This is a genomic window from Lysobacter firmicutimachus (genome assembly GCF_037027445.1).
In the GTDB taxonomy this organism is placed as follows: Bacteria; Pseudomonadota; Gammaproteobacteria; order Xanthomonadales; family Xanthomonadaceae; genus Lysobacter; species Lysobacter firmicutimachus.
Genome location: NZ_JBANDL010000002.1, coordinates 1,678,893 through 1,701,075 on the forward strand (window position 1 = coordinate 1,678,893; position 22,183 = coordinate 1,701,075).

A 22,183-nucleotide genomic window follows, 5' to 3' on the forward strand; every position below is an offset into this window, starting at 1 on the left:
CGCAAGCCGTGTCGCGCGAGTGTGCGAGACAGCTCCCGTCGGTGCTGCGCCGCGCCGGATGCGACCGATGGTTTCGCGCAAAGTCGGCATGGATCGGCGACTGGAAACGTTTACTCGTGAGGCGCCGAACCATGACGGTTGGCTGATTCGGGCGAGTCGCCGAATTTGCGGTGACGGCGAAAAGGTTATTTTTTGGTTATTTGTAAGCTCTGTTTCGTTAATTTTTTGGAAACTCATGGGCGGTGTTGCAACGATGTGGGCAAAGTCGCAGTGTTGTTCAGCTTTCGAAACGCCGGTCGCGCTCCTGGATCGAACGCTGTCACACAAATCGATTTGACCCATGACGCGAAATTGGAAAAAGTGACGTCCAGCGACAGCTGCCCGGCAGCTGCGCCACCGGCGGGGAAAGGCCGGCGGCCGACCAAGCTTCAACGTGGGAACGACATGAATCAGACGACCGGGGCAGCGCGCGAGCGACGCCCGACCGCATGGGTGCGCGGCCACGACGGCGGCGAAAGCCTGTTCAGCCAGGACCTGGAATGGCATCGGGAGGAACCGGTCGCGGTGTCTTCGCGCCGTACCGCCGATCTGGGACGGGTGTTGTTCACCGCCCTGCTGGCCCTGGCCGTGGTGGGCATCGTGATGATGAACGGTCCGGCCGATGCCGGTCCGGTGCGCCGGACCTCGTCCGCGCTGCCGGCGCCGGTGCTCGATGCCGAACCGGCGACGGTAAAGGTCCGCGGCGCGCGCTGAGCGCGGCCGCGACAGGCACTCGGTGGGGGTAGCGCCCGGAGGGGCGCAGTCAGGGGAAGGGAAGCAGCGAGAAGCGATGCCGGTTATGGGGATAGCCGGGTACGCACAGTTCGAATGGCGTCGACGCCACGGAGGGCGTCGGTGACCGCTGGCGTGGATCGTCCGGCGGCCGCTGCCCGACGGTTCTGCACCGTTCCGCCCGGCTTGCGAAACAGCGGCGCGCGGCCGGCCGGCGTCGCGCGGGACGATCCGCCGCGGCGGCCCCGCTCAGAAGATCAACGTGCGTTCCGGCATCCGCACCAGGCCGTGCTCGGCCAGCCATTGCCAGGCGCTTTCGGCGTCCTGTTCGACATAGGCGCGCGCCGAGCCGAGCCGGAAGCTGTAACCCCAGGCGTCCATGTCGGCGAGGATGCGCTCGCGCCCGGCGCCCGGGATGGCGTCGCCGAGCAGGGTCTGCAGCACGCACACCGCGTCCTCTTCGGCGACCGAATCGGTGGCGTCGGTATGCACCGCGGCGCGGCGCTCCGGCGGCAGCACGATCAGATGGCCGGCCTCGTGCAGCAGCGAGTGCACGGGCGTGTCGCCGCGCGCGTACACGGTGCTGCCGATCAGGCCGGCCTCGCTGTCGCCCCAGTAGCTGCCGGGGATGGTTTCGCCGTCGGCGACGCGTTCCAGGCGCAGGTCGTAGCGCGCCAGCAAAGCGGCGACATCGTCGAAGGCCACATCGGCGAGAGTGAGCATGAGCGGAGAGCGGCGGCGCGATGACGCCGCGGTAGCGGGGGAGAGGGCGGGCAGGCGAGCCAGGGCGGAGGGGGCAAGCGTGCTCGCCCCCTCCGTTCTCGGATGGCGCGGGCTCAGGCCTGGGCCGGCGTGCCCGGGTTTTCCGGCAAGGCCACCGAGATGTCGAGGACCTTGTTGTCGCCTTCGCCGATCAGGTCGACCTTGACCGATTCGGTATCGACGTTGACGTACTTGCGGATCACTTCGAGCAGTTCGCGCTGCAGCATCGGCAGATAGTCGGGACCGCCCGGGCCGCCGCGACCGGCGCGTTCGTGGGCGACGATGATCCGCAGGCGATCCTTGGCGACCGCGGCGGTCTGCTTCTTGGCCAGCAGGAAGTCGAACAGACCCATGAGCTCAACCTCCGAAGATCTTGCTGAAGAAGCCCTTCTTTTCCACCTGGGTGAAGCGCATCGGGCGCGAGTCGCCGAGCAGGCGGGCGACGGCGTCGTCGTAGGCCTGGGCTGCGTCGGACTCGGTCTCCAGGATCACCGGCTCGCCTTTGTTGGAGGCGTTGAGCACGTCGCCGGATTCGGGGATCACGCCGATGGTCTTCAGGCCGAGGATTTCCTCGACGTCGCCGATGCTGAGCATTTCGCCCGATTCGACCCGCTTCGGGCTGTAGCGGGTCAGCAGCAGGTGTTCCTTGACCCGCTCGCCGGCCTCGGCGCGGCGGGTCTTGGACGAAAGCAGGCCGAGGATGCGGTCGGAGTCGCGCACCGAGGAGACCTCCGGATTGACCACGACCACCGCCTGGTCGGCGAAGTACATGGCCAGGAACGCGCCTTTTTCGATGCCGGCCGGCGAGTCGCAGATGATGTAGTCGAAGCCGTCGGCGACCAGGTCGTCGAGCACTTTCTGCACGCCTTCCTTGGTCAGCGCGTCTTTGTCGCGGGTCTGCGAGGCGGCCAGGATGAACAGGTTCTCGAAGCGTTTGTCCTTGATCAGCGCCTGCTTGAGGCTGGCTTCGCCGTTGACGACGTTGACGAAGTCGTACACGACCCGGCGCTCGCAGCCCATGATCAGATCGAGGTTGCGCAAACCGACGTCGAAGTCGATCACGGCGACCTTGTGGCCGCGACGGGCGAGCCCGCAGGAGAGGCTGGCGCTGGTCGTGGTCTTGCCGACGCCGCCCTTGCCCGAAGTGACTACGATGATCTCGGTCAAAACACGTTCCTCCAATGGTGCGGCGTCAATCGAGCGCCGCAATTCTGATTTGCTCGTCTTCCAGCCAGACCTGCACGGCCTTGCCGCGCAACTCCTTCGGGATGTCTTCAAGCACCTTGTAATGGCCCGCGATCGCGACGAGTTCGGCATGGAACTCGCGGCAGAAGATGCGCGCCTTGTTGTTGCCCTGGGCGCCCGCCAGCGCGCGTCCGCGCAGCGGGCCGTAGATGTGGACCGAGCCGTCGGCGATGACCTCGGCGCCGGCGCCGACCGTGGTCAGCACGGTCAGGTCGCGGCCGTCGGCGTAGACCTGCTGCCCCGAGCGTACCGGGGCGGACTGGATCAGGCCAACCGAAGAGGACTGAACCCCGGCCGCTGCTCCGCCACCCGAACGCGACGCGCCGTCCGGCCCCGCGTTGCCGCCGCGCGCGGCCCCCTCCGCGGCGACCGGCCGCGCCCGCTCGGGCTCGGCGGCCCGTGCCGGCTCGGCGGCCCGCGCCGGCGCCGTTTCGGCCGCGCCGTCCGCGCGTTCGTACGAAGCGCGGAACTTGGCCAGCAGGGGCAGGCCCAGGGCCTGCGACAGGCGATCGGTCTCGCTGGTGCCGTAAGCCAGGGCGACCGGCAGCACGCCGGCGGCGCGCAGGCCGTCGATCAGGGCCTGGGCGGTGGCCGCGTCCGGGGTCTGGCTGAGACCGCCGAAATCGAGCACCACCGCGGCGCGGCCGAACATGTTCGGCGCGCGCTGGACCCGGGAACGCATCTCGGCGACCAGGCGGTCGACATCGAGGGTGCGGATGCGCAGGTTGGCGATGCCGACCTGGCCGATTTTGAGCTCGCCGGCCTGTTCGTAATCCACGGCCACGCTCACGGGCAGGTCCCGGTGGGGCGCGGGGCGAGGGCGGCTGCGGCCTGGGCGGCGCGCGCCGCCGGCACGCGCCGCCGGGTCAGCCACTCGACCTCCGGCAGGGCGTCGCCGTAGGTGTCGCGCACCCAGGGATAGCTGCACAGCGGCTTCATGAGCATCGCCGCGCGCACGCCGGCCTCCTCCATGACGTGCTGGCCGACCTCGCGGAAGCCGAAGCTGCCGTGGAACAGCAGGGCCGGGTCGTTGCCGCCTTCCAGGAACACCTCGCAGGCCAACTGCGGGTAGCGCATCTCGGCATAGCTTTGCGCATCGGCGTAGAACGCGCGGCCGACGCCGCCGCCGCGGCGGCGGCTGGCGACCACGATGCGGTCGATATAGAAGAAATCCGGGTAACGCTCGCGGAACCAGCGGAAATTGCTGCTGTCGTGCGCGCTGTCGGCGCCCATGCCGATCAGGAAGCCGGCCAGGCTGCCGTCGCGCTCGGCGACGCGGAAGTATTCGGCGGTGTCGAAAAAGTGACGCAGACGGGCCGCATCCAGCGGCAGGATCGCGGGTCCGGCGGCATTGTTGAGGGCAAGGACGGAATCCAGCTCGTGCTCGCGCACGTCGCGGACGACGATCGACATTCCAGGCTCCAGGTATTCAAAAACCGGCACGCGTTCCGTGCCGGCGCGCCCGATTATCGCATGGCACCGGCCCGGCGGCGAACGCCAAGTGCATGACTTTCGGACGGCTGTGCTTGGCCTCCCGTACCGTTAGCATGCGTTCATGCTGGCCCGCCTGACCCACACCCGATTGCTGCGCTACGCCGGCCTGTTTACCTGGGGCCTGGTCGGCTCCTGGCTGCTGTCGATCTGGCTCGACCCGGACTACCTCCAGCCCAGCCACGGCGAGCTGTACCTGCAGATCCTGCGCTGGGTCGCGGTTTACATCACCTTCGGCGCGGTCTACTGGTGGATCACCCGCTCGCTCGGCGAGCGCCGGACCGGGCTGCTCGATTATCTGCAGCTGCTGGTGCTCGGCGGCTGCGCGATCGGCATCAGCTATTACTCCGGCAGCGGCCTGGGCAGCGTCCTGCTGATGGTCCTGGCCGGGCTGTTGCCGTGGATGGTGCCGGTGCGGATCGGCGTGGCCGGGCTGATGGTGCTCAACCTGGTCATCATCCCGGTGTTCATCGAGGCGGTGCAGATGCCGCCGCTGGTGGCGGTGCTGCAGTCGCTGCTGTACACCGGCTTCTCCGGCTTCGTGTTCCTGACCGCGATGGTCGCCAAACAGCAGACCCAGGCGCGCGAAGACCAGCGCCGCTTGAACGCCGAGCTGCGCGCGACCCGCGCGCTGCTGGCGGAGAGCGCGCGCATCAACGAGCGCACCCGCATCTCGCGCGAGCTGCACGACCTGCTCGGCCACCACCTGACCGCGCTGAGCCTGAACCTGGAAGTCGCCGGGCACCTGTCCGAGGGCCGGGCCAAGGAGCACGTGCAGCAGGCCCATACCCTGGCCCGGCTGCTGCTGACCGACGTGCGCGAAGCGGTCAGCCAGCTGCGCGACAACGGCGCCATCGACCTGGCCCTGGCGCTGCGGCCGCTGGCGGAGAACGTGCCCTCGCTCGAGATCCGCATGGACATCGACGAACCGTTGACCCTGGACGACCCCGAGCGCGCCCACGTGCTGCTGCGCTGCGCCCAGGAAATCATCACCAACGCCGTGCGCCACGCCGGCGCCGAGCATCTGTGGATCGACGTGCGCCGCAACGGCGACCACATCGTCATGAGCGCGCGCGACGACGGTCGCGGCGCCGATCACCTGGTCGCCGGCAACGGCTTGCGCGGGATGCGCGAGCGTCTGCAGCAATACGGCGGCCGCCTGAGCATCGAAACCCGCGCACAGGCCGGCTTCTGCCTGCAACTGACTCTGCCCGCCACCGCGGCCGCGATGGCCCGCGAAGGAGCTCTGACATGATTCCCAATCCCATCCGCGTATTGCTCGTCGACGATCAGACCCTGGTCCGGCAGGGCGTGCGCTCGCTGCTGGCCCTGGCCGACGGCATCGAAGTCGTGGCCGAGGCCGGCGACGGCCGCCAGGCGGTCGAGATGATCCCGACCCTGCGTCCGGACGTGGTCCTGATGGACATGCGCATGCCGGTGATGTCCGGCCTGGAGGCGCTGCAAGCGCTGGCGCGCTCGGGCTATCTGCCGCCGACCATCATCCTGACCACCTTCGACGACGATCAGCTGGTGCTGGCCGGGCTCAAGGCCGGCGCCAAGGGCTACCTGCTCAAGGACGTGTCGCTGGAGCAACTGGTCGGAGCGATCCAGACCGTGGCCGAGGGCGGTTCGCTGGTGCAGCCGGCGGTGACCCAGCGGCTGCTGTCGGGGCTGGAACACATGCGCAACGACTTCGTCAGCCTGGACCGACCGGACCCGCTGACCGAGCGCGAGACCGAGATCCTGCGCCTGATGGCCGGCGGTTTTTCCAACAAGGAGATCGCCAATTCGCTGGGCGTGGCCGAAGGCACGATCAAGAACCACGTGTCCAACATCCTCAGCAAGCTCGGCGTGCGCGACCGCACCCGGGCGGTGCTCAAGGCCTTCGAACTGCAGCTGGTCTGAGCCGGCGCGGTCGGGCCGGCCAGGCCCCGGCGGGCCGGCCAGGTCCCGCGCCGTTTCCCGCGCCGTTGCGACGGCGTCGCGGCCGCCGGGGCTCGACCATCGCCGGCTTGCGGACTTGTCCGGATTTGTGCATCGGCATCGCCGGCCGCGCGGCATACCCGGGCGAATGTGCTGGGGATAACGCAGGAAACCCCGGTTTTCAGCGGGTTTCCGCCGCTCGCGCGGCGGGCGGGAACGGCGACGGAACCGGGCCTGAGATTCTTGTTGTGACGGGTGCCCCTGCCGGGATTTATCTTGCTACGATTGTGGGTCTGCGCCCCGGCCCGACCCGGGCCCGGCCCTGGAGAACCTGAATGACCCGTCTTATCGAGATTCTGATTTCGCTGGCGATCGTCGCCGTGCTGTTCCTGGTAGTCGGCGTGGTTCTGCCGTCGAGCCGCCACCTGTCGCACTCGGTTGAGACCAACCGCAAGCTGACCATCGTGTTCGATACCTTGAACAGCCTGCGCCGCTTCAAGGATTGGAACCCGCTGGCCCTGCGCGATCCGGCCATGGAAATGAAGCTGGTCGGCAAGGAAGAGGGCGTGGGCGCCCGCCTGGAGTACTCGTCCAAGGAACGCGGCCTGGGCAAGGGCAGCTGGGAAATCGTCAAGAGCGAGCCGGGCAAGCTGGTCGGCTACAAGATCAGCAATCCGGAGCGCGGCGACAACAAGCGCACCCAGTTCACCCTGCGCCCGACCGGCAAGAACAACCGCAACGTCGAGATCACCCAGACCTACGACGTCGATTACGGCTGGGATCTGCTGGGCCGCTACTCCGGCCTGTACGTCAGCAGCAACGTCGGCGAAGACATGAAGATGGGCCTGGCGCGCCTGAGCAACATGCTCGCCACCGTGCCGAACTACGACTACGCCAAGCTGTCGGAAACCGATCCGAACAACGCGCCGAAGATCGTCGACCGTCCGGCCGAGAACGTGCTGACCGTGACCGCCGCGGTCGAGCGCAACAACGACAAGATCAAGGCCCAGATCCACGGCAACATGGAGTGGATCAAGAAGGTCATCGCCGCCAACGGCCTGGAAGCGGTCGGTCCGGTCCGCATCGTGACCAACGAGTTCGGCAGCGAAACCTACTCCTTCGACGTGGCCCAGGTCGTGCGCAAGATCGGCGACACCAGCCCGGAAGCGGCCAAGCTCGACGTCAAGGTCGACGGCGCCGGCAACCCGGTCAAGGCCGAGTATTGGCCGGCGACCAAGGTCGTCGTCGCCAGCAGCGGCGGCCACAACTTCGCCGGCCTGCCGCCGGTCCGCGACGCCGTCCGCGCCTGGGCGCTGACCCGCGGCTACACCACCAGCGAGCGTCCGTACGAAGCCTGGAAGGCCGGCATCGATCAGAGCTTCGATCCGGCCCTGGGCCAGTTCGACGTCTACTGGCCGGTCAAGTAAGCCGACCCGGCCCGCGCCTGGCGCGGGCCGACTGCAGCACTGCGAAAGCGCGCCGCACCTGCGGCGCGTTTTCTTTTGTCCGCGCGCAATCGCCCACCCGCCGCCGTCCGCCTGTGGGGGCGGCGCAAGCCGCGACAATCGAAGCGATTGACGCAAGCGCCGTCGCCGACGACGGTGCGGCCGGCGGATCGGGCATGTCGGCGCCCGAGGTTCGAATGCTTCGGCCTGTGCGGGGATACAGCACCGCTTCGGCTGGCGCGGCTGGCGCCGCTCCTGCAGGAGCCGTGCGCGCCGCTTTCCGGAATCGCAACTTCCGCACAGCGGCGGCCAGCGCCCGCCGCGCGCGGCGGCTGCTATCGTGATCGCCCGCCGACCGTGCGCAATCCGAACGCATGAACGCTTCCGCCGTTCCGCCCGAAGCTCTTCCCCCGTATCCGCGCGCGCTCGCTGCTGCCGGCGCCGTACTCGCCGCGCTCGCGGTGGCTTTGTCCGCCTATGCCGCGCATGTCGCCGACCCGACCGCGCAGTCGCGCCTGCAGACGGCGGCGGTGTTCGCCTTCGGCCACGGCGTCGCGCTCGCCGCGCTGGCGCCGCGCGCGCGGCGCCGGCTCGGCCAGCTCGCGCTGGCGGCCTTGCTGCTGGGCGTGTTGGTGTTCGCCGGCGGGCTGGCGTCGGCCTACTTCGTCGGCACGTCGACCCGCCTGCTGCCCTACGGCGGCAGCCTGATGATCCTGGCGTGGCTGGCCTACGCCGCCGACGCGGCGCGTCGCTGAGATGCCGCGCCACGCCCGCGGTTTCGACACCGAGGCGGCGCATGCCTGGCTGAGCAAGCGCGACCGCAAGCTCGGCGCCTGGATGCGCAAACTCGATCGGCACCGGCCGCAGCCCGGGCCGATGCCGGCCGACCCGCGTTGGCGCCAGCGCTTCGACCCGGTCGACGCCCTGGCGCGCGCGATCCTGTTCCAGCAGCTCAGCGGCAAGGCCGCCTCGACGATAGTCGGGCGGGTCGAGGCCGCGATCGGCAGCGAGCGCCTGCATCACGACACCCTCGGCCGCTGCGACGACGCGGCCTTGCGCGCCTGCGGCGTATCCGCCAACAAACTGCTGGCGCTGCGCGACTTGGCCGCGCGCGAAGCCCGCGGCGAAATCCCCGACCTGCGCCGCATGGCGACGATGAGCGACGACGCCATCGTCGGGGCGCTGGTGCCGATCCGCGGCATTGGCCGCTGGACCGTGGAGATGATGCTGATGTTCCGCCTCGGCCGCGCCGACGTGCTGCCGGTCGACGACCTCGGCATCCGCAAGGGCGCGCAACGCGTGCACGGCCTGGACGCCATGCCGGCGCCGAAGGCCCTGGCCGAACTCGGCGAGCGCTGGGGCCCTTATCGCAGCTACGCCAGCCTGTACCTGTGGCGCATCGCCGACTTCGCCGACGGCGCGGCCAAGCCGGCGACCAACCGTTCGCAGGACTGATTCGCAGGATCGGCGTCCGCCAGCGCGCGGCGTGCTGCCGGCAGGCGCGACGTAAGCCCCGACCCGGAGCACGCGGAAAATCCCGGGCCTGCTCCGCGGCACAGCGCCGCCGCAAATCGCGGCCGAGGCCTCCACGCCAGGGCAGGGGCGGCGCAAGCCGCGACCGGGGCCGCGCAAAAAACCGAGCGGCTGCGTCTCGCTGGATGCCGGACGCCACCGCCGCACCGCCGTAAAGCGCCGGCGCGGGCCTGTCCGGTCACGTAGGACGCATCGCGCTCAAGCCGCCGCGCAACGCCAATGCCAAGGCTCGTACACGATCCCGTGCGGGTTGTCGCGCGGATAGCTCATGACGTAACCGTAGCCGCCGGCGTGTTCGCGCAGCCAGGCGAAGGCCGGGGTGGTTTCGAAAGATTCTTCGGCCGGCGGCTCGCCGGGAGCGCCGATGTCCAGGGCCAGGCCGCTGTGGTGTTCGCTGTAACCCGGCGCGGCGTTGACGGTGAGGATCTGCTCGATGCGCTGGCCGCGGGCGAGTTTGCGTTCGAAGATGCCGAGCTGGTAGTCGTGGCTGCGGTAGCCGGAGATCGCTTCCAGGACGATGCCGTCGCGCTGCGCGGCCTCGCGCAGATGGGCCCAGGCGCGCGCGGCGGCGGGGTGCAGCCACAACGGGCGCGCATAGCGATCGCGGCCGGCGTAGGCGAGGCGGTCGGGTTCGGCGATCAGCGTCAGACCGGTGCGGGCCTGGTAGGCGTAGCCGTCCAGGCCCAAGGCGACGAGCCGGTGTTCGATCCGGTCCAATGACAGCTCGCGCACCCGCAGCAGACCCTCTCGGCGATAGTCGGCGGCGCGCTCCAGCGCATCCAGCGCGGCATCCAGCCCGGCCTCGCGATTCAGCCGGGGAATCAGCGGTAGCAGGCCCTCCGCCAGGTCCGCGGCGAGGAAGCGGCCGTCGCGCTTGCGCCGCAGTACGTGCTGGGCGCGGGCCAGGGCGCGCGCGTCGTGGTTGCTGCGCGCGCGCAACAGGCCGCCCGGCCAGAGTTCGATCTCGGGCGTGTTGATCAGAATGTTGCCGTGGCCGCGCATGGGCTCAGGTTAGCCCGCGCGCCGCGGCGGCGCCATGCGGAGGGTGGCGGGGGCCATCGCGCTCACGCCGGGCGCTTGAAGTACAGGCGGGTGCCGAGGATGGCCGGATCGTGCTCGACCGCGACCAGTTCCCAGCCCTGCGCGCCGCGCGCATCGAGTTCGTCCTGGATGCGCTGGCGGGTCGGCGCTTCGAACAACTGGTAAGTGATCTCGGTAACGTGATGCGTCCACTTCGGGGCGGTCATGATTCGTTCTCGGCGGGCGGGGGCTCCGGCTGCCGCGGCAGCCGTCCGTTGCGACGCAGAGCGTCGCGCAGGACATATTCGATCTGAGCGTTGAGCGAACGCAACTCGTCGTCGGCCCAGCGCTGCGCCGCGGCGAGCACCTCGGCGTTGATCCGCAGCGGATAGGCCTTCTTCTCGCTCACCGCGACCGCTTCCGCTGGTTGTCGTCGGAATCGCGGTAGCTGCGCCGCGCCGCGGCGACGGCGCGGATCAGCAGCACGGCCAGGCCGTTGACTGCGACCAGCAGGGCGATGGTGACGCCGGCGGTGCGGCTCTGCTCGCCGTTCGCCCAGTAATACCCCAGGGCCGCGAACAGCATCGCCATCGCGGTCAGGGCCAGCAGGCGCGCGATGCGCGCGGCGACCGCGTCCGGGTCGCGCAGGCGCGCGGCGTCCAGGCCGTTGACCAGGTGCAGTTGACCGCGCGCGACCAGCACCGCGCAGACCAGGATCGGCAGCGCGGTGACGACCATGGCGCCGGGCAGGATGAAATCGTCCAGGTTCATCCGTCCGGCCCTCAGTACAGCGTGCCGGCGTTGACGATCGGCTGGGTGCTGCGGTCGCCGCACAGGACCACCAGCAGGTTGCTGACCATCTGCGCCTTGCGCTCCTCGTCCAGATGCACCACGCCGTTCTTCTGCAGCTCGGCCAGGGCCATTTCGACCATGCCGACCGCGCCGGCGACGATGCGGGTGCGCGCGGCGATCACCGCGTTGGCCTGCTGGCGCTGCAGCATGGCGTGGGCGATCTCCGGCGCGTAGGCGAGGTGGCTGATGCGCGCGTCGATCACGTTGACGCCGGCATCGGCCAGGCGCTCCTGCAGTTCCTGCTTGAGGTGCTGGGAGATCTCGGCGGCGTGACTGCGCAGCGACAGCTGGCCGTCCTCGTGCTGGTCGTAGGGATAGCTGGTGGCCATCGCCCGCAACGCCGATTCGGATTGGATGTGGACGAAAGTCTCGTAGTCGTCGACGTTGTAGACCGCCTCGGCCGAATCGACCACCTGCCAGACGATCACCGAGGCGATCTCGATCGGGCTGCCGTCGAGTTCGTTGACCTTGAGCTTGCCGCTCTCGAAGTTGCGTACGCGCTGGCTGACCTTGCGCTTGGAGTACAGCGGATTGTTCCAGCGCAGGCCGTTGTCCTTGACCGTGCCGACGTACTTGCCGAACAGGCTCAGCACCGCGGCCTGGTTGGGTTCGATCATGTACAGGCCGGTCAGGCCGAACACCGCCGCCAGGCCGATCAGGACCGCGACGACCAGCAGCACGGGCTGGCCGTTGTGGGCGCCGGCCAGGAAGCCGTAGACGGCCACCAGCAGTACGACGAGCAGGCCCAGCAGCGTCGGGATGCCGGGCAGGGATTGGGTGGGGTTTTCCTTCATGGCCGCGTCTCGTCCGTAGGTCTGGAAATATTGATATCAAATTGATATCAAATTTCCCAGGGCCGTCCGTCGGAGGGCAGCCCGGCCGGCGTGCGGACGCACCCGCCGGGGCGACAAAGGGCAGGGGAGAGGGGCGCCCGCGAGGCGGGGCGCGCTTCAGGGCGCGATCCGGTACAGCGGTGCCGGAATGAACTCGCCGGTGGCGTAGAGGCTGCGGCCGTCGGCCGACCACCCCAGGGCCTCGGCCTGCGGCAGCCAGGGCAGGTCGCTGATCCGCGGCTTGGCGGCGACGGCCTCGGCCCAGGTCTGCCGCGGCGCCCGCGGGTACAGCAGCAGGTAGCGGTAGGTCATCACCGCCAGCGTGCGGCCGTCCGGCGAGACGTCGGCCGCGGTGACCTGGCCCTGCAGCTTGGCCCGGGCCGGGCTGTTGCGCAGGGTCTGCGCGTCCGGCTCGGGAATGCCGGCCAGGGCGCCGAGCCGGGTCGCGGTCTGCAGCGCATTGCCCGCCGGCATCAGCGGCAGGGCGAACAGCTCCGGCGGCCGGCGCTTCTTGGAGATCAGCAACACTTGCTTGCGCTGGACATCGACGGCCACCGCCTCGCAATCGCGCGCGCCGTCGGGCCAGCGGAACGCGATCGACCAGGCCGGCTTGAGGCGTGCGTTCTCGAGCTTGGCCGGCTCTTCGATCACGTGCAGTTGCAGGCTGCGGCGCAGGCCGCCGTTGTCGCCGGTGTCGGCGATCAGTAGGTAGGCGCGGCCGTCGAGTTCGAACGCGGCGATGTCTTCCCAGTCGGTCTTGGTGACGCCGTCGATGCGCAGCGTCGCCAGCCGGTCGCCGTGGGTCGAGACCGCGAACAATCGTTCGGGGTTGCCGCCGTCGTCGTGCATCCACAGCACGTCGGCGTGGCGACGCGAGGCCGCCAGCCCGCTGATCTCCGACAACTGCGGGTCCAGCATCATCCCGGCCATCTGGCTGCTGCCGTGCGCCGGCGGCGGCGATTCGGCCGCGCACGCGGCCAGCAGCAGCGCCGCGCACAGCGGCAGCGCGCGGCGGGCGCGGGCGGCCGGCGGAGCGGAGGCGACGGTGCGCACGGCGGACCGAGGGCGGGGGAATCGCATGCGCCAAGGATCGCATGCGCGGCGCGCGGCGCCATAGCCCATCGGGCCGAGGCCCGCGGCCTGCGGCGCGCGATCCGGGGAGCGGGCGCTAAACTAGCGGCTCCATCGCCCGCCCGCTTCACTGAGGAATCCGCATGACCACGCTCGGCACGCCGCTGTCCCCGCACGCTTTCCGCGTGCTCCTGCTCGGTTCGGGCGAATTGGGCAAAGAAGTGGCGATCGAGCTGCAGCGCTTCGGGGTCGAAGTGATCGCCGCCGACCGTTACGCCGATGCGCCGGCGATGCAGGTCGCGCACCGCAGCCATGTGCTCGACATGCTCGACGGCCAGGCCGTCCGCGCCCTGATCGCGGCCGAGCTGCCGAACCTGATCGTGCCGGAGATCGAGGCCATCCACACCCAGACCCTGGTCGAGCTGGAACGCGAGTTCGCCGATCGCGGCAGCGACACCCGGGTCATTCCGACTGCGCGCGCTGCGCGCCTGACCATGGACCGCGAAGGCATCCGCCGCCTGGCCGCCGAGACCCTGGGCCTGGCGACCTCGCCCTACCGCTTCGTCGATACCGTCGAGGACTACCGCGCCGCGGTCGCCGCGCTGGGCCTGCCGTGCGTGGTCAAACCGGTGATGTCGTCCTCGGGCAAGGGCCAGAGCCTGGTGCGCAGCGACGCCGACATCGACGCGGCCTGGGACTACGCCCAGACCGGCGGCCGCGCCGGCGCCGGCCGGGTCATCGTCGAAGGCTTCATCGACTTCGACTACGAAATCACCCTGCTGACCGTGCGCCATGCCGGCGGCGTCACCTTCTGCGCGCCGATCGGCCACCTGCAGCGCGACGGCGACTACCGCGAAAGCTGGCAGCCGCAGCCGATGAGCCCGGTCGCGCTGGCGCGCGCGCAGCAGATCGCCCGCGCCATCACCGACGACCTGGGCGGTTGCGGCGTGTTCGGCGTCGAACTGTTCGTCAAGGGCGACGAAGTCTGGTTCAGCGAAGTCTCGCCGCGTCCGCACGACACCGGCCTGGTGACCTTGATCTCGCAGGACCTCAGCGAGTTCGCCCTGCATGCGCGCGCCATCCTCGGCCTGCCGATTCCGACCATCCGCGAGCACGGTGCGTCGGCGTCGTGCGCGGTGCTGGCGCAGGGCCATGGCGTGCCGGTGTTCTCCGGCGTCGATGCGGCGCTGGGCCAGGTCGACACCCAACTGCGCCTGTTCGGCAAGCCGCGGGTGGAGGGCCAGCGCCGGGTCGCGGTGACGCTGGCGCTGGGCGAGGACATCGAGGCGGCGCGCGCCAAGGCGCGCGAAGCCGCGGCGCAACTGCGGGTCGAGCTGCGCTGAGCGCGTGGCCTCATCCCTTTCCATCATCACCGGAGCGACGATGAACGAGACACGAGGCTATGCGGTGTTCTTCTTCCCGCAGGCGCTGGAAGTGCTGGGCGACGCGATCCGGCCGTACCTGCTCGACGGGCCGGTCGGGCCGCATCTGCTGTGCCGCGAGATCGACACCGGCGGCGCCTTTACCGAGATGACCCTGGAAGGCCGCGATGCGGACGGCCGGGTGGTGTCGCTGGAGTTGATGGTCCCCGGCAGCATGGTGCGGATGATCGTGTCCGCGCACGGCGAGGGCTCGTTCGGTTTCGGCTCGCGCCTGCGCGGCGCGGCGCCGGCCGGTGCGACGCCTGCGGATGCCGCGGCGCCTGCGCCCGCGGCGCCGGATTCGCTCGCGACGCCGACCGCCAGCGGGCGCGATGAGCCCGAAGGTTGAGCGATGGCGAACCGCTGCGGGGCTTCGGCGCTCGCGGCCAAATCGGGCGTTCGTCGCGACGACGCCGACGCGCTAAAACCCGCGCGGGCGCGGCCGGAGTCGCGCCAAGGAGGCGCCGCTGTCCGGCGCCGATGAGCCCCTAGGATGAGTACCGCCTCCACCGTCACCTTGTATCGCCCGGTCGGCCCGGAAGAACTGGCCCTGCTGCGCGACAGCGGCTTCAAGCGCTGGCCGCCGCGCCTGCCGGAGCAGCCGATCTTCTATCCGGTCACCAACGAACGCTACGCGGCGGAGATCGCCGAGCGCTGGAACGTCAAGGACAGCGGTTACGGCGCGGTGACCCGCTTCGAAGTCGATGCCGCTTTCATGGCCCGCTACCCGCTGCAGAGAGTCGGTGGCGCGCACCACACCGAGTGGTGGGTGCCGGCGGAGGAATTGGAGCAGCTCAACGACCACATCGTCGGCACGATCGAGGTGATCGCGGAGTTTCATCCCGGGGAGTAAGCGCGTCGCTGTGCTGAAGCGTACAGCGGTCGCCTGTAGGAGCGGCGCAAGCCGCGACCCCGGGACGTGCAGAGTATCCAAGGCCGACGTCATCGATCGAAGCCCGAAACCGTCGCCGGGGTAGGAGCGGCGCAAGCCGCGACCACGGGGCGCGCAGAGAAATCAACGCCTTCGCTATTGATCGAAGCTCGAAGCCGTAGCGCCGGCTTCTACAACAAAAGCTCCAAAGCCAAGCTTCCGTCCGCAAGCGGCCGGGTCACTTTCTTTGTCCAAGGCGACAACGTCCTACGGGATTTCCTTCGGTCAAAAGTAACCAAAGAAAACGCCATGGCTGTTTTCGGATCAAGAGCCGCTATGGGACGTGGCCTGCGCAGGGCTGCTCCGCACAGGCCCTCCCTGGCCTGGCTACGCACGGCCCGCATCCTTGCGGGCCGCCCTCCGGGGCTTCGATTTGTCCTCGCGAGATCGATGCGGCGCCAAGCTGTTCATGGCAACAGCAACAGCAACAGCAACAGCGACGGCAGACGGTGCGTGGCGATTGTCGGGAGGCCGTTCTCGTAGCAACCGGAAGGTCGTTTCGACGTCGCCCCGTAAGGCATGGGCACATGCCGCCGGTATCGGATGGAGATGATTAGGCGATGATCGGTGCCGCTGCACCCGGCGGCGCGGGGGCGGGCCAACCGCCTGTGTCCAGTGCGAAGGCGTCGAGCGCGGCGGTGAGGCCCTTGCGTGCGCTGAGTGGAGTTAGCCTCGCTGGGTTCAATCCGCCAGATCCACCCACACGAGATGATGATCGCTGGCATCGGCGATCTTGGCCGCTTCGCTGTCGGCCCGCGGCCAGCACACGCCGCGCTCGCGCACGCTCCAGCCGCGCGAGGGCAGGACGTAGTCCAGGCGCAGGGTGCCGGCCTTGGGGCCGAAGTCGCCGGTGTGTTCGGCGGTGTCGCCCTTGCGCGCGAAGCCGTAGGCGGCGGCGCGTTCGGGGGCGCCTTCGCTGCGCGGCGCCGGGCCGGGGGCGACGCGCGGGTGGTCGAGCAGTTGCCTGATCGCGCCGGGCATGCCGTCGCCGTCGAACGGGTCGGCGTTCATGTCGCCGACGATGACGAAGCGCGCGTCTTCGGCAAGGCCGCCGCAGCGGCCCTGGTCGTCGCACAGCCAGGCCGGTGCGCCGCCGTCGAGGTAGCGCGCCCACAGGCCGATCTCGTCGTAGTTGCGCGCGCCGTTGCGGTCTTCGGGACCGTCGAATACCGGCGGGGTCGGGTGTGCGGCGAGGACATGCAGGACGCCCAGCGGGGTGCGCACCGGCACGTCCCAATGCGATTTCGACGACAGCCGCATCTGCGGCCATACCGCCGGCGAGTACCAGGGCTTGCCGGTGGCCGGGTCGCGCGGCTGGCGCGCGTTCGGCAGGTCCGCCCACTTGAAGGTCTGGAAGCTGCGCACCGCGTCGTCGTCGATCGGGTACTTGGACAGCACCAGCATGCCGTACTGGCCCGGGTGCAGGCCGTAGCCCCAGGCGTCGTTGCCGCGCGCGCGGTCGCCGCGCGCCGCGGTGCCGGACTGGCCGTCGCCGTCCAGGTCCAGGCCGCTGGGCACGCCGGTGTTGACCGGCGCCAGGTAGCGATAGGGGTAGCGCAGCGCTTCGCCGCCGCCGTCCTGGGCGACTTCCAGGTAGCGGCGCTGGAACAGATCGGCGGCGCGCTGCTGCGGGTCGTAGTCGAACTCGTTGAGCAGGACCAGGTCCGGGCGCACGCGCTGCAGCACTGCGGCGATCTTGCGCGCGTTGTCGTCGCCGGCTTCCAGGCGACGGATCAATCCGCCGGCGGATTCGTCGTAAAGCGAGGTGTTGTAGGTCGCCACCCGCAACGTGGCGCTGGCGTCGGTCTGGGAGCGCAGCCAGCCTTGCGGATCGCCGTGAACGTTCACTTGGGTGCAGGCGCCGAGCAAGGCCGCGGCGAACGCGGCGCAGAGAAGAGGGAGTCGTGACATGCGCGCATGATGGCACGGTCCTGCGGCAGGGTTGATTACAGGGGCAGGCGGCGGGACGGGGGCGTAAGCGACGACGCCCCGGCAAGCCGGGGCGTCGCGGGTCGCAACGGGCGAAGCCGTCGCGGCCGGATTACAGGGTGCAGCCGAACGCGGCGTACTGCGCCTTGCTCTGGTCCAGCGCCATCTTGCAGGCCTGGGCCAGGCCGGCCTTGCCTTCCGGCGTCGCGGCGGCCTGCTTCCAGGCGTTGCGGCTGGAATCGATGCCGGTCTGGAACGCGGCGCGCTGGGCTTCCGGCACCTTGTCGGCCAGGCAGGCGGCGATCTTGTTGAGGTAGTCGTCGCACTCGGCGACGCCGACGCTGTCGGCGGCCGGAGCGGCAGCCGCGGCCGGATCGGTGGCGGCCGGGGTCGCGGCCGGAGCCGAGGCGTCGGCGGCCGGAGCGGCGGCGGCATCGGCGGCCGGAGCCGTCGCAGTGTCGGCGGCCGGGGCGGCGTCGGCCGGCTTGTCGGCCGGCTTGTTGCAGGCGGCCAGCACCAGAGTGATGGCGGCAGCCAGGAACAGGGTGTTGAACTTCATCGCGGACTCCATGTGGCGGTGAGTGAATCGGGTGGCGGCTCCATTGCCATGCCTGGGCGGCGCCTTCCCGCGTGTCGTGGATCTAAGGTCACGACCGGGCAACGTGATACACGACCTGAACGAGACGAGTGTTACAAATGTGTAAAAACGCGCCAGTCGCGGCCGTCGAAGGCCTCCAGCGGGCGGAACCGGCGCTTGTAGTCCATCTTCGGATGGCCGGCGATCCAGTACCCGAGGTACAGGTGGCCGCGGCGCTCGCGCCGGGCCCATTCGATCTGGCGCAGGATCGCCAGCGTGCCCAGGCCACGGTCGGCGTGGTCGGGGTCGTAGAAGGTGTAGACCGCCGACAGCGCGTGCTCGACCACGTCGGTGACCGCGACCGCAAGCAGGCGGCCGTGGCCGGGTTCGCGCAGTTCCAGGAAGCGGTTTTCGCTCCAACTGCCGATCAGGAACTGGTCGAACTCGATCGCGCCGTGACCGTCCATGCCGCCGCCGGCATGACGCGAGGCGAGGTAGCGCTTGTAGAGATTCAATTGCTCGGTGGTGCGCTCGGCGGCGTGGACGCGCATCTCGACGGCGGCATTGCGCGCCAGGCAGCGGCGCTGGCTGCGGTCGGGAACGAAGCGCTCGACCGGAATGCGCACCGCGACACAGGCGCGGCAGGCGGCGCAGTGAGGCCGGTAGACGATGTCCCCGGAGCGGCGGAAACCCCAGCCCAGGGCGTGCGGGTACCAGTCGCGCAGGCGCGGATCGCGCGGGTCCAGCACCAGGTCGCGGGCGGTACGTTCCGGCCAGTAGCCGCAGGCGTGCTCGCCGGTGTGGAACAGGCGGAGGTCGTCGCTGTCCGGCTGCGGTTGCGTGCCCATGCGACCAGCATAGCGCCGCCCGCACGCGCCGCGCATGGCCTGCGTCGCTGTCTTGCGACTGAACCCCGCCGGGACCGTGTCAACCGCCGTCCGGCGCGGGCGTTGATCCGTCTATCGGCGCCGCGGTGGCGCCTGTCGCAGGAGTCAACGCATGAACCGTTCCTCCCTCTACGTCGCCGCGCTGGCGGCGTTCGTGTTCGCCGGCGCGGCCGTGGCCGTGCCTTCCGCCGACGCAGCCGCGCAGCAGGGGCCGCGGAGCCGGCTGGACGCCAACCAGGACGGCGTGATCAGCCGTGAGGAAGCGGCCAAGCTTCCGCGCCTGGCGGAGAATTTCGACCGTTTGGACAAGAACCGCGACGGCAAGCTGGACGCGAGCGAGCGTCCGCAGCGCCGCGGCGGGCGAGAGCACGGTGGCCGCCACGGCGGTCCGGGCGGCGTCGGCGCGCTCGACGCCGACGGCGACGGACGCATCAGCCGCGCCGAAGCGGGCAAGTTTCCGCGCCTGGGCGAGTCCTTCGATCGCATCGACCGCAACCGCGACGGCTATCTGGTACGCAGCGAACTGCGCGCCCATCACGAAGCCGAGCGTCCCAAGCACGAGGCCGAGCGCGCCAAGCGCTTCGACGAACACTTCGCCGCGGCCGATCTCAACCGCGACGGCAAGCTGAGCAAGATCGAAGTCGAAGAGAAGATGCCGCGGCTGGCGCGCAGCTTCGCCTTCTACGACGAAGACCGCGACGGCTTCCTGACCCGGGCCGATCTCAAGCCGATGCCGCATCGCTGACATCGCCGCAGACACGGCCGCCGCGACGACCGTCGCATGCCGCAGGCGACCGGGCATGCACCCCCTTGGGCGCGCTCAGCGCGCCCGCTTTTTTTTTGCGAATGCGCGCGCTGCGCTTTTTTGAACGTGCAGCGCGCGACGCGCGGTTCCCCACTCGCCGTCGGATGCATACACCGGCCTTCGCCGAGCGCGTGCCGTTGCCGAGGCGCGCTCGGCCTCAGCCGAAGCGCCCGGCGTGGTGCAGCGCGTAGAGCACGGCGGCGACCATCACGGCCGAACTCCAGGCCATCGCCTGCGGCCCCAGTATCCAGCGGTATGCGCGGCTCTGGCGCGGATCGCGGCCGGTGTCGCGGAAGATGCGTTCCAGACTCGGCGCCAAGGCGCGAGGCAGGGTGACCATGTAGATCCATGTCCCGGCGGCCAAGGTGATCAAGGTCAGCACGATCGGCACGAACCAGCCGCGGCTGAGTTCCAGGGACACCAGCAAGGACAGCGCCATGATCAGGCTGAGAGCGGTCATCTGCCAGATCAGGCGGACAATGCGCGCGCGCTCTTGAGGCGTGGCGGCGAAGGACAGCAAGTAGCGAGAGGTGAGGACGGTCGCCGTGGTGCCGCCGATGAAGCCGCCGATCAGCCCGCCCATCGACGCGTCGGTCCAGCTTGCGATGCGCAGCGACAGCGCCGCCGCATCCAGCGGTGCGCCGGTCACCGCCTCCGTCACCGGCGAAAGCACCCGCTCGACCACGAACACGAACACGCTGCCGACGAAGCCGCCGACGGTGCTGGTGATGCTGGCGCCGAGCTTGCCGGCCAAACCCGAACCCAGCGTGCCGGCCGCGACCGCCGCCGTGGTCGTGCCGCCCGGGCCGATCACGCCGAGCGCGCTGGCGACCAGGGTGGTGAAGCCCACCGACGGTGCGCTGGCCTGGGCGAACACGGCGAAGCGGTCCAGCAGCTCGGCGCGCACCGCGCTGCGCGCGCGCGACAGGCGCTTGCGCACGGCCGCGTCGCTGAGCCCGAGCAGGGCCGCGACCTGTTGCGAGCTCTGGCCTTCGCGGTAGTACAGCAGCAACACTTCGCGGCTGTCGTCGGGCAGGGCCGAGATCAATTCGGCGGCGGCCTGGGCGCGTTCGGCCTCGATCAGACGATCCATCGCCGTCGGCGCCGGGTCGGCCGCGGCGGCGATGGCGGCTTCGACGTCGTCGGCCTCCCGCGGCTGGCGCGAGCGCGCGCGCAGGTGGTCGTGGGCGAGGTTGCGGGTGATCTGGCGCAGCCAGGGCAGGAAGCTGCTGGGGTTGTGCAGCTTGCGGATGTTCTGCCAGCCGCTGATGAAGGCTTCCTGGGCGATGTCCTCGCTGGCCGGCACGTCGCGCACCATCGCCAGGGCGATCGCGGTGATCGAGTTCTGGCAGGCGGAGACGATCCGCGAATAAGCCGCGGCGTCGCCGTTGGAGGCCGCCGGCAGGTCCTGGCCGATCAGCGAATTGAGCGCCTCGGCGTTCATCGCGCGCCCTCCGCCCTGCAAGGCGACGAGGCCGGTGCGGCCGGTACGGCGGGGCGGAACGAGTGCGGGCAGGACATCGGGTCGGTCTCCAGGCGGCGGCATCGCGCGATGCCTGTCTCCCCAGACGTCGCCGCTGCGGAAATGTGACCACGCCGGGCGAGCGGCTGTCCATGCCGCCCGAACGCCGCAGACGGCCGCTGCCCGGCCGGCGGCTGCGGAAGCCGCCGAGCGAGCGTTCGGTCGTTCGGGATCGAGCGGTTGGGGCCGATCGGCCGAGCCGGCCGGCCTAAATTGGCCGGTCTAAATTGGCCGGTCGAGATTGGCCGATCGGGGAGCGCAGCGATCCGACGCTCGCGGACGGCAGGACAGGCCGGGTGCGTCCCGTGCCGGCTCAGCCCATCGCGCGCACGGTCTTGACCACCCGTACCACCGTCCAGCGGCCGTCGACGCGCTTGACCTCCAAGGTCTTGTAGGCCGCGGCGAGGCGGTGGTGATAGGCGCTGTACTCGATGGTGCCGGCATCGGCCGAACTCGGACGGAACGCGTGCACTTCGATCAGTTCGGCCGGCTGGCCGTCGCGGGCGCGGCTGCCCTGCTCCTCGTCGGCGACTTCGACGCATTGGCTGGCCGGTAGCAGGCGCAGGCCCGGGCGGGCCAGGGCGGTCAGCAGCTTGCGCGGCGCGTCGCGGCGATCCACCCGCAGGCACTGGGTGGTCTGATCGGCCTCGGCGAGTTGATGGGCGAACACCGCCTGCGCCAGCGCAGCCGGGGTCGCCGCGGTCTTGCCGTCGAAGGCGTGCGCAGCCAGGGCGACCTCGGCCGGGTCTTGCGCCGGGACTGGGGCCGGGCGGTTGCGCAAGTTGTGGAACATGGCCAGGCCCAGCACCACGGCGATGCAGACCAGTAGGCCGACCTTGATCCGCAGCGCGCGCTTCTGCCCCGGCGTGCGGGCCTGGTCGATCCGCGATTCGAAGCGGAACGGCGCATGGCTGGGGGCTTCGGCGCGGGTGCTGTCGATCAGCCCGGCCTCGCGCAGCAGATCGCGGGCGCGCAGTTGGTCTTCCGAACGGATCACCCACACCGCCGGCCGTTCCGGCGCCTGCTCGCGGTAACTGAAATTGGAGCGGCGGTTGCCCTTGTAGGAGCGGTCGTTGGTGACCCGCACTTCGATCCCGGCGTCGCGCAGCAATTGCGCCACGCCTTCGACGTTTTCCAGCCGCGAACTGCTGAAGACCTGCCTCAT

Annotated in this window: 27 protein-coding genes; 11 read left to right on the forward strand and 16 right to left on the reverse strand. The window is 70.0% G+C overall.

Annotated features, from left to right (window positions below; all coding sequences use genetic code 11):
* Positions 1–67: 67 nt before the first annotated feature.
* Together V2J18_RS07255 and V2J18_RS07260 are read left to right on the forward strand one after the other, a co-directional pair.
* Complete coding sequence (locus tag V2J18_RS07255; RefSeq protein ID WP_141233636.1) at positions 68–337, forward strand: hypothetical protein; 270 nt, start codon at positions 68–70, stop codon at positions 335–337.
* Positions 338–444: 107 nt separating this feature from the next.
* On the forward strand, positions 445–753 hold the full coding sequence (locus tag V2J18_RS07260; RefSeq protein ID WP_064750059.1) for a hypothetical protein: 309 nt from the start codon (positions 445–447) through the stop codon (positions 751–753).
* 267 nt (positions 754–1,020) lie between these two features.
* Here the strand turns inward: V2J18_RS07260 and V2J18_RS07265 are convergent, their stop codons facing one another.
* The 5 genes from V2J18_RS07265 to V2J18_RS07285 form a co-directional block, all read right to left on the reverse strand.
* Entirely contained in the window at positions 1,021–1,494 is a 474-nt protein-coding gene (locus V2J18_RS07265) for a hypothetical protein (protein ID WP_064750058.1), read from the reverse strand.
* Positions 1,495–1,607: 113 nt separating this feature from the next.
* Positions 1,608–1,886, reverse strand: coding sequence for a cell division topological specificity factor MinE (gene minE, locus V2J18_RS07270; protein WP_064750057.1), 279 nt, complete (start codon positions 1,884–1,886; stop codon positions 1,608–1,610).
* Positions 1,887–1,890: 4 nt separating this feature from the next.
* Complete coding sequence (gene minD / locus V2J18_RS07275; protein ID WP_064750056.1) at positions 1,891–2,700, reverse strand: septum site-determining protein MinD; 810 nt, start codon at positions 2,698–2,700, stop codon at positions 1,891–1,893.
* A gap of 25 nt (positions 2,701–2,725) precedes the next feature.
* The gene (gene minC, locus V2J18_RS07280; protein ID WP_425605963.1) at positions 2,726–3,652 is read right to left on the reverse strand and encodes a septum site-determining protein MinC; all 927 of its coding nucleotides are present in this window, start codon (positions 3,650–3,652) and stop codon (positions 2,726–2,728) included.
* Complete coding sequence (locus V2J18_RS07285; protein ID WP_064746293.1) at positions 3,565–4,191, reverse strand: GNAT family N-acetyltransferase; 627 nt, start codon at positions 4,189–4,191, stop codon at positions 3,565–3,567. Before V2J18_RS07285 ends, minC begins: the two co-directional genes overlap by 88 nt.
* Positions 4,192–4,333: 142 nt before the next feature.
* Between V2J18_RS07285 and V2J18_RS07290 the strand changes: the two genes are divergently transcribed.
* The 5 genes from V2J18_RS07290 (at position 4,334) to V2J18_RS07310 (ending at position 9,092) form a co-directional block, all read left to right on the forward strand.
* Entirely contained in the window at positions 4,334–5,524 is a 1,191-nt protein-coding gene (locus V2J18_RS07290) for a sensor histidine kinase (RefSeq protein ID WP_064746292.1), read from the forward strand.
* Entirely contained in the window at positions 5,521–6,174 is a 654-nt protein-coding gene (locus tag V2J18_RS07295) for a response regulator (RefSeq protein WP_064746291.1), read from the forward strand. Before V2J18_RS07290 ends, V2J18_RS07295 begins: the two co-directional genes overlap by 4 nt.
* Positions 6,175–6,527: 353 nt before the next feature.
* The gene (locus tag V2J18_RS07300) at positions 6,528–7,619 is read left to right on the forward strand and encodes a polyketide cyclase (RefSeq protein WP_336131427.1); all 1,092 of its coding nucleotides are present in this window, start codon (positions 6,528–6,530) and stop codon (positions 7,617–7,619) included.
* A 392-nt stretch (positions 7,620–8,011) separates the two neighbouring features.
* A complete protein-coding gene (locus tag V2J18_RS07305) occupies positions 8,012–8,392 on the forward strand; it encodes a DUF423 domain-containing protein (RefSeq protein WP_064746289.1) in 381 nt (126 codons plus the stop codon).
* A 1-nt stretch (position 8,393) separates the two neighbouring features.
* Positions 8,394–9,092 (forward strand): DNA-3-methyladenine glycosylase family protein, encoded by a 699-nt coding sequence (locus tag V2J18_RS07310; protein ID WP_064746288.1) that lies wholly within the window; start codon positions 8,394–8,396, stop codon positions 9,090–9,092.
* A gap of 276 nt (positions 9,093–9,368) precedes the next feature.
* Here V2J18_RS07310 and V2J18_RS07315 read toward each other — a convergent pair whose 3' ends face one another.
* The 6 genes from V2J18_RS07315 to V2J18_RS07340 form a co-directional block, all read right to left on the reverse strand.
* Positions 9,369–10,172, reverse strand: coding sequence for a M15 family metallopeptidase (locus V2J18_RS07315; protein ID WP_336131428.1), 804 nt, complete (start codon positions 10,170–10,172; stop codon positions 9,369–9,371).
* A 62-nt stretch (positions 10,173–10,234) separates the two neighbouring features.
* Complete coding sequence (locus V2J18_RS07320) at positions 10,235–10,417, reverse strand: DUF4177 domain-containing protein (RefSeq protein ID WP_064746286.1); 183 nt, start codon at positions 10,415–10,417, stop codon at positions 10,235–10,237.
* On the reverse strand, positions 10,414–10,599 hold the full coding sequence (locus V2J18_RS07325; RefSeq protein WP_064746285.1) for a type II toxin-antitoxin system antitoxin: 186 nt from the start codon (positions 10,597–10,599) through the stop codon (positions 10,414–10,416). The genes V2J18_RS07320 and V2J18_RS07325 overlap by 4 nt, the downstream gene beginning before the upstream one ends.
* A complete protein-coding gene (locus V2J18_RS07330) occupies positions 10,596–10,961 on the reverse strand; it encodes a hypothetical protein (RefSeq protein WP_064746284.1) in 366 nt (121 codons plus the stop codon). The genes V2J18_RS07325 and V2J18_RS07330 overlap by 4 nt, the downstream gene beginning before the upstream one ends.
* Positions 10,962–10,972: 11 nt before the next feature.
* Positions 10,973–11,836 carry an SPFH domain-containing protein gene (locus V2J18_RS07335; RefSeq protein ID WP_064746283.1) on the reverse strand — a complete coding sequence of 288 codons (864 nt, stop codon included), beginning with the start codon at positions 11,834–11,836 and terminating at the stop codon, positions 10,973–10,975.
* A 156-nt stretch (positions 11,837–11,992) separates the two neighbouring features.
* A complete protein-coding gene (locus V2J18_RS07340) occupies positions 11,993–12,928 on the reverse strand; it encodes a hypothetical protein (protein WP_336131429.1) in 936 nt (311 codons plus the stop codon).
* A gap of 161 nt (positions 12,929–13,089) precedes the next feature.
* On the opposite strand from V2J18_RS07340, the gene purT reads away from it, so the two are divergent.
* From purT to V2J18_RS07355, 3 genes are all read left to right on the forward strand, one after another.
* Positions 13,090–14,289, forward strand: coding sequence for a formate-dependent phosphoribosylglycinamide formyltransferase (gene purT / locus V2J18_RS07345; RefSeq protein WP_336131430.1), 1,200 nt, complete (start codon positions 13,090–13,092; stop codon positions 14,287–14,289).
* A gap of 40 nt (positions 14,290–14,329) precedes the next feature.
* On the forward strand, positions 14,330–14,716 hold the full coding sequence (locus V2J18_RS07350) for a hypothetical protein (RefSeq protein WP_064746280.1): 387 nt from the start codon (positions 14,330–14,332) through the stop codon (positions 14,714–14,716).
* A gap of 144 nt (positions 14,717–14,860) precedes the next feature.
* On the forward strand, positions 14,861–15,220 hold the full coding sequence (locus tag V2J18_RS07355) for a hypothetical protein (RefSeq protein WP_064746279.1): 360 nt from the start codon (positions 14,861–14,863) through the stop codon (positions 15,218–15,220).
* A 759-nt stretch (positions 15,221–15,979) separates the two neighbouring features.
* Here V2J18_RS07355 and V2J18_RS07360 read toward each other — a convergent pair.
* The 3 genes from V2J18_RS07360 to V2J18_RS07370 all read right to left on the reverse strand — a co-directional run bounded on the left by V2J18_RS07360 (position 15,980) and on the right by V2J18_RS07370 (position 18,652).
* Positions 15,980–17,209 (reverse strand): endonuclease/exonuclease/phosphatase family protein, encoded by a 1,230-nt coding sequence (locus V2J18_RS07360; protein WP_336131431.1) that lies wholly within the window; start codon positions 17,207–17,209, stop codon positions 15,980–15,982.
* Positions 17,210–17,339: 130 nt separating this feature from the next.
* Positions 17,340–17,786: a hypothetical protein gene (locus V2J18_RS07365; RefSeq protein ID WP_336131432.1), complete on the reverse strand. Its 447-nt coding sequence runs from the start codon at positions 17,784–17,786 to the stop codon at positions 17,340–17,342.
* Positions 17,787–17,917: 131 nt separating this feature from the next.
* Positions 17,918–18,652: an arginyltransferase gene (locus tag V2J18_RS07370; protein ID WP_064746277.1), complete on the reverse strand. Its 735-nt coding sequence runs from the start codon at positions 18,650–18,652 to the stop codon at positions 17,918–17,920.
* Positions 18,653–18,803: 151 nt separating this feature from the next.
* On the opposite strand from V2J18_RS07370, the gene V2J18_RS07375 reads away from it, so the two are divergent.
* Positions 18,804–19,436 (forward strand): EF-hand domain-containing protein, encoded by a 633-nt coding sequence (locus V2J18_RS07375; RefSeq protein WP_064746276.1) that lies wholly within the window; start codon positions 18,804–18,806, stop codon positions 19,434–19,436.
* A gap of 217 nt (positions 19,437–19,653) precedes the next feature.
* On the opposite strand, the gene V2J18_RS07380 is transcribed toward V2J18_RS07375, so the two are convergent.
* Both V2J18_RS07380 and V2J18_RS07385 read right to left on the reverse strand, forming a co-directional pair.
* Positions 19,654–20,940, reverse strand: coding sequence for an RNA polymerase sigma factor (locus tag V2J18_RS07380; protein WP_064746275.1), 1,287 nt, complete (start codon positions 20,938–20,940; stop codon positions 19,654–19,656).
* Between the two features lie 391 nt (positions 20,941–21,331).
* Positions 21,332–22,183: a hypothetical protein gene (locus V2J18_RS07385; RefSeq protein WP_075574940.1), complete on the reverse strand. Its 852-nt coding sequence runs from the start codon at positions 22,181–22,183 to the stop codon at positions 21,332–21,334.

Bases quoted from the DNA above. Each gene is read 5' to 3' on its own strand.
- V2J18_RS07320 (WP_064746286.1), bottom strand. From the start codon at position 10,417: ATGACCGCCCCGAAGTGGACGCATCACGTTACCGAGATCACTTACCAG.
- V2J18_RS07265 (WP_064750058.1), bottom strand. From the start codon at position 1,494: ATGCTCACTCTCGCCGATGTGGCCTTCGACGATGTCGCCGCTTTGCTG.
- minE (WP_064750057.1), bottom strand. From the start codon at position 1,886: ATGGGTCTGTTCGACTTCCTGCTGGCCAAGAAGCAGACCGCCGCGGTC.
- V2J18_RS07305 (WP_064746289.1), top strand. From the start codon at position 8,012: ATGAACGCTTCCGCCGTTCCGCCCGAAGCTCTTCCCCCGTATCCGCGC.
- V2J18_RS07290 (WP_064746292.1), top strand. From the start codon at position 4,334: ATGCTGGCCCGCCTGACCCACACCCGATTGCTGCGCTACGCCGGCCTG.
- V2J18_RS07285 (WP_064746293.1), bottom strand. From the start codon at position 4,191: ATGTCGATCGTCGTCCGCGACGTGCGCGAGCACGAGCTGGATTCCGTC.
- V2J18_RS07355 (WP_064746279.1), top strand. From the start codon at position 14,861: ATGAGTACCGCCTCCACCGTCACCTTGTATCGCCCGGTCGGCCCGGAA.
- V2J18_RS07360 (WP_336131431.1), bottom strand. From the start codon at position 17,209: ATGTCACGACTCCCTCTTCTCTGCGCCGCGTTCGCCGCGGCCTTGCTC.
- V2J18_RS07335 (WP_064746283.1), bottom strand. From the start codon at position 11,836: ATGAAGGAAAACCCCACCCAATCCCTGCCCGGCATCCCGACGCTGCTG.
- V2J18_RS07385 (WP_075574940.1), bottom strand. From the start codon at position 22,183: ATGAGGCAGGTCTTCAGCAGTTCGCGGCTGGAAAACGTCGAAGGCGTG.
- V2J18_RS07375 (WP_064746276.1), top strand. From the start codon at position 18,804: ATGAACCGTTCCTCCCTCTACGTCGCCGCGCTGGCGGCGTTCGTGTTC.
- V2J18_RS07380 (WP_064746275.1), bottom strand. From the start codon at position 20,940: ATGAACGCCGAGGCGCTCAATTCGCTGATCGGCCAGGACCTGCCGGCG.
- V2J18_RS07370 (WP_064746277.1), bottom strand. From the start codon at position 18,652: ATGGGCACGCAACCGCAGCCGGACAGCGACGACCTCCGCCTGTTCCAC.
- V2J18_RS07330 (WP_064746284.1), bottom strand. From the start codon at position 10,961: ATGAACCTGGACGATTTCATCCTGCCCGGCGCCATGGTCGTCACCGCG.
- V2J18_RS07315 (WP_336131428.1), bottom strand. From the start codon at position 10,172: ATGCGCGGCCACGGCAACATTCTGATCAACACGCCCGAGATCGAACTC.
- V2J18_RS07295 (WP_064746291.1), top strand. From the start codon at position 5,521: ATGATTCCCAATCCCATCCGCGTATTGCTCGTCGACGATCAGACCCTG.
- V2J18_RS07300 (WP_336131427.1), top strand. From the start codon at position 6,528: ATGACCCGTCTTATCGAGATTCTGATTTCGCTGGCGATCGTCGCCGTG.
- V2J18_RS07255 (WP_141233636.1), top strand. From the start codon at position 68: ATGGTTTCGCGCAAAGTCGGCATGGATCGGCGACTGGAAACGTTTACT.
- V2J18_RS07260 (WP_064750059.1), top strand. From the start codon at position 445: ATGAATCAGACGACCGGGGCAGCGCGCGAGCGACGCCCGACCGCATGG.
- V2J18_RS07310 (WP_064746288.1), top strand. From the start codon at position 8,394: ATGCCGCGCCACGCCCGCGGTTTCGACACCGAGGCGGCGCATGCCTGG.
- V2J18_RS07350 (WP_064746280.1), top strand. From the start codon at position 14,330: ATGAACGAGACACGAGGCTATGCGGTGTTCTTCTTCCCGCAGGCGCTG.
- purT (WP_336131430.1), top strand. From the start codon at position 13,090: ATGACCACGCTCGGCACGCCGCTGTCCCCGCACGCTTTCCGCGTGCTC.
- V2J18_RS07365 (WP_336131432.1), bottom strand. From the start codon at position 17,786: ATGAAGTTCAACACCCTGTTCCTGGCTGCCGCCATCACTCTGGTGCTG.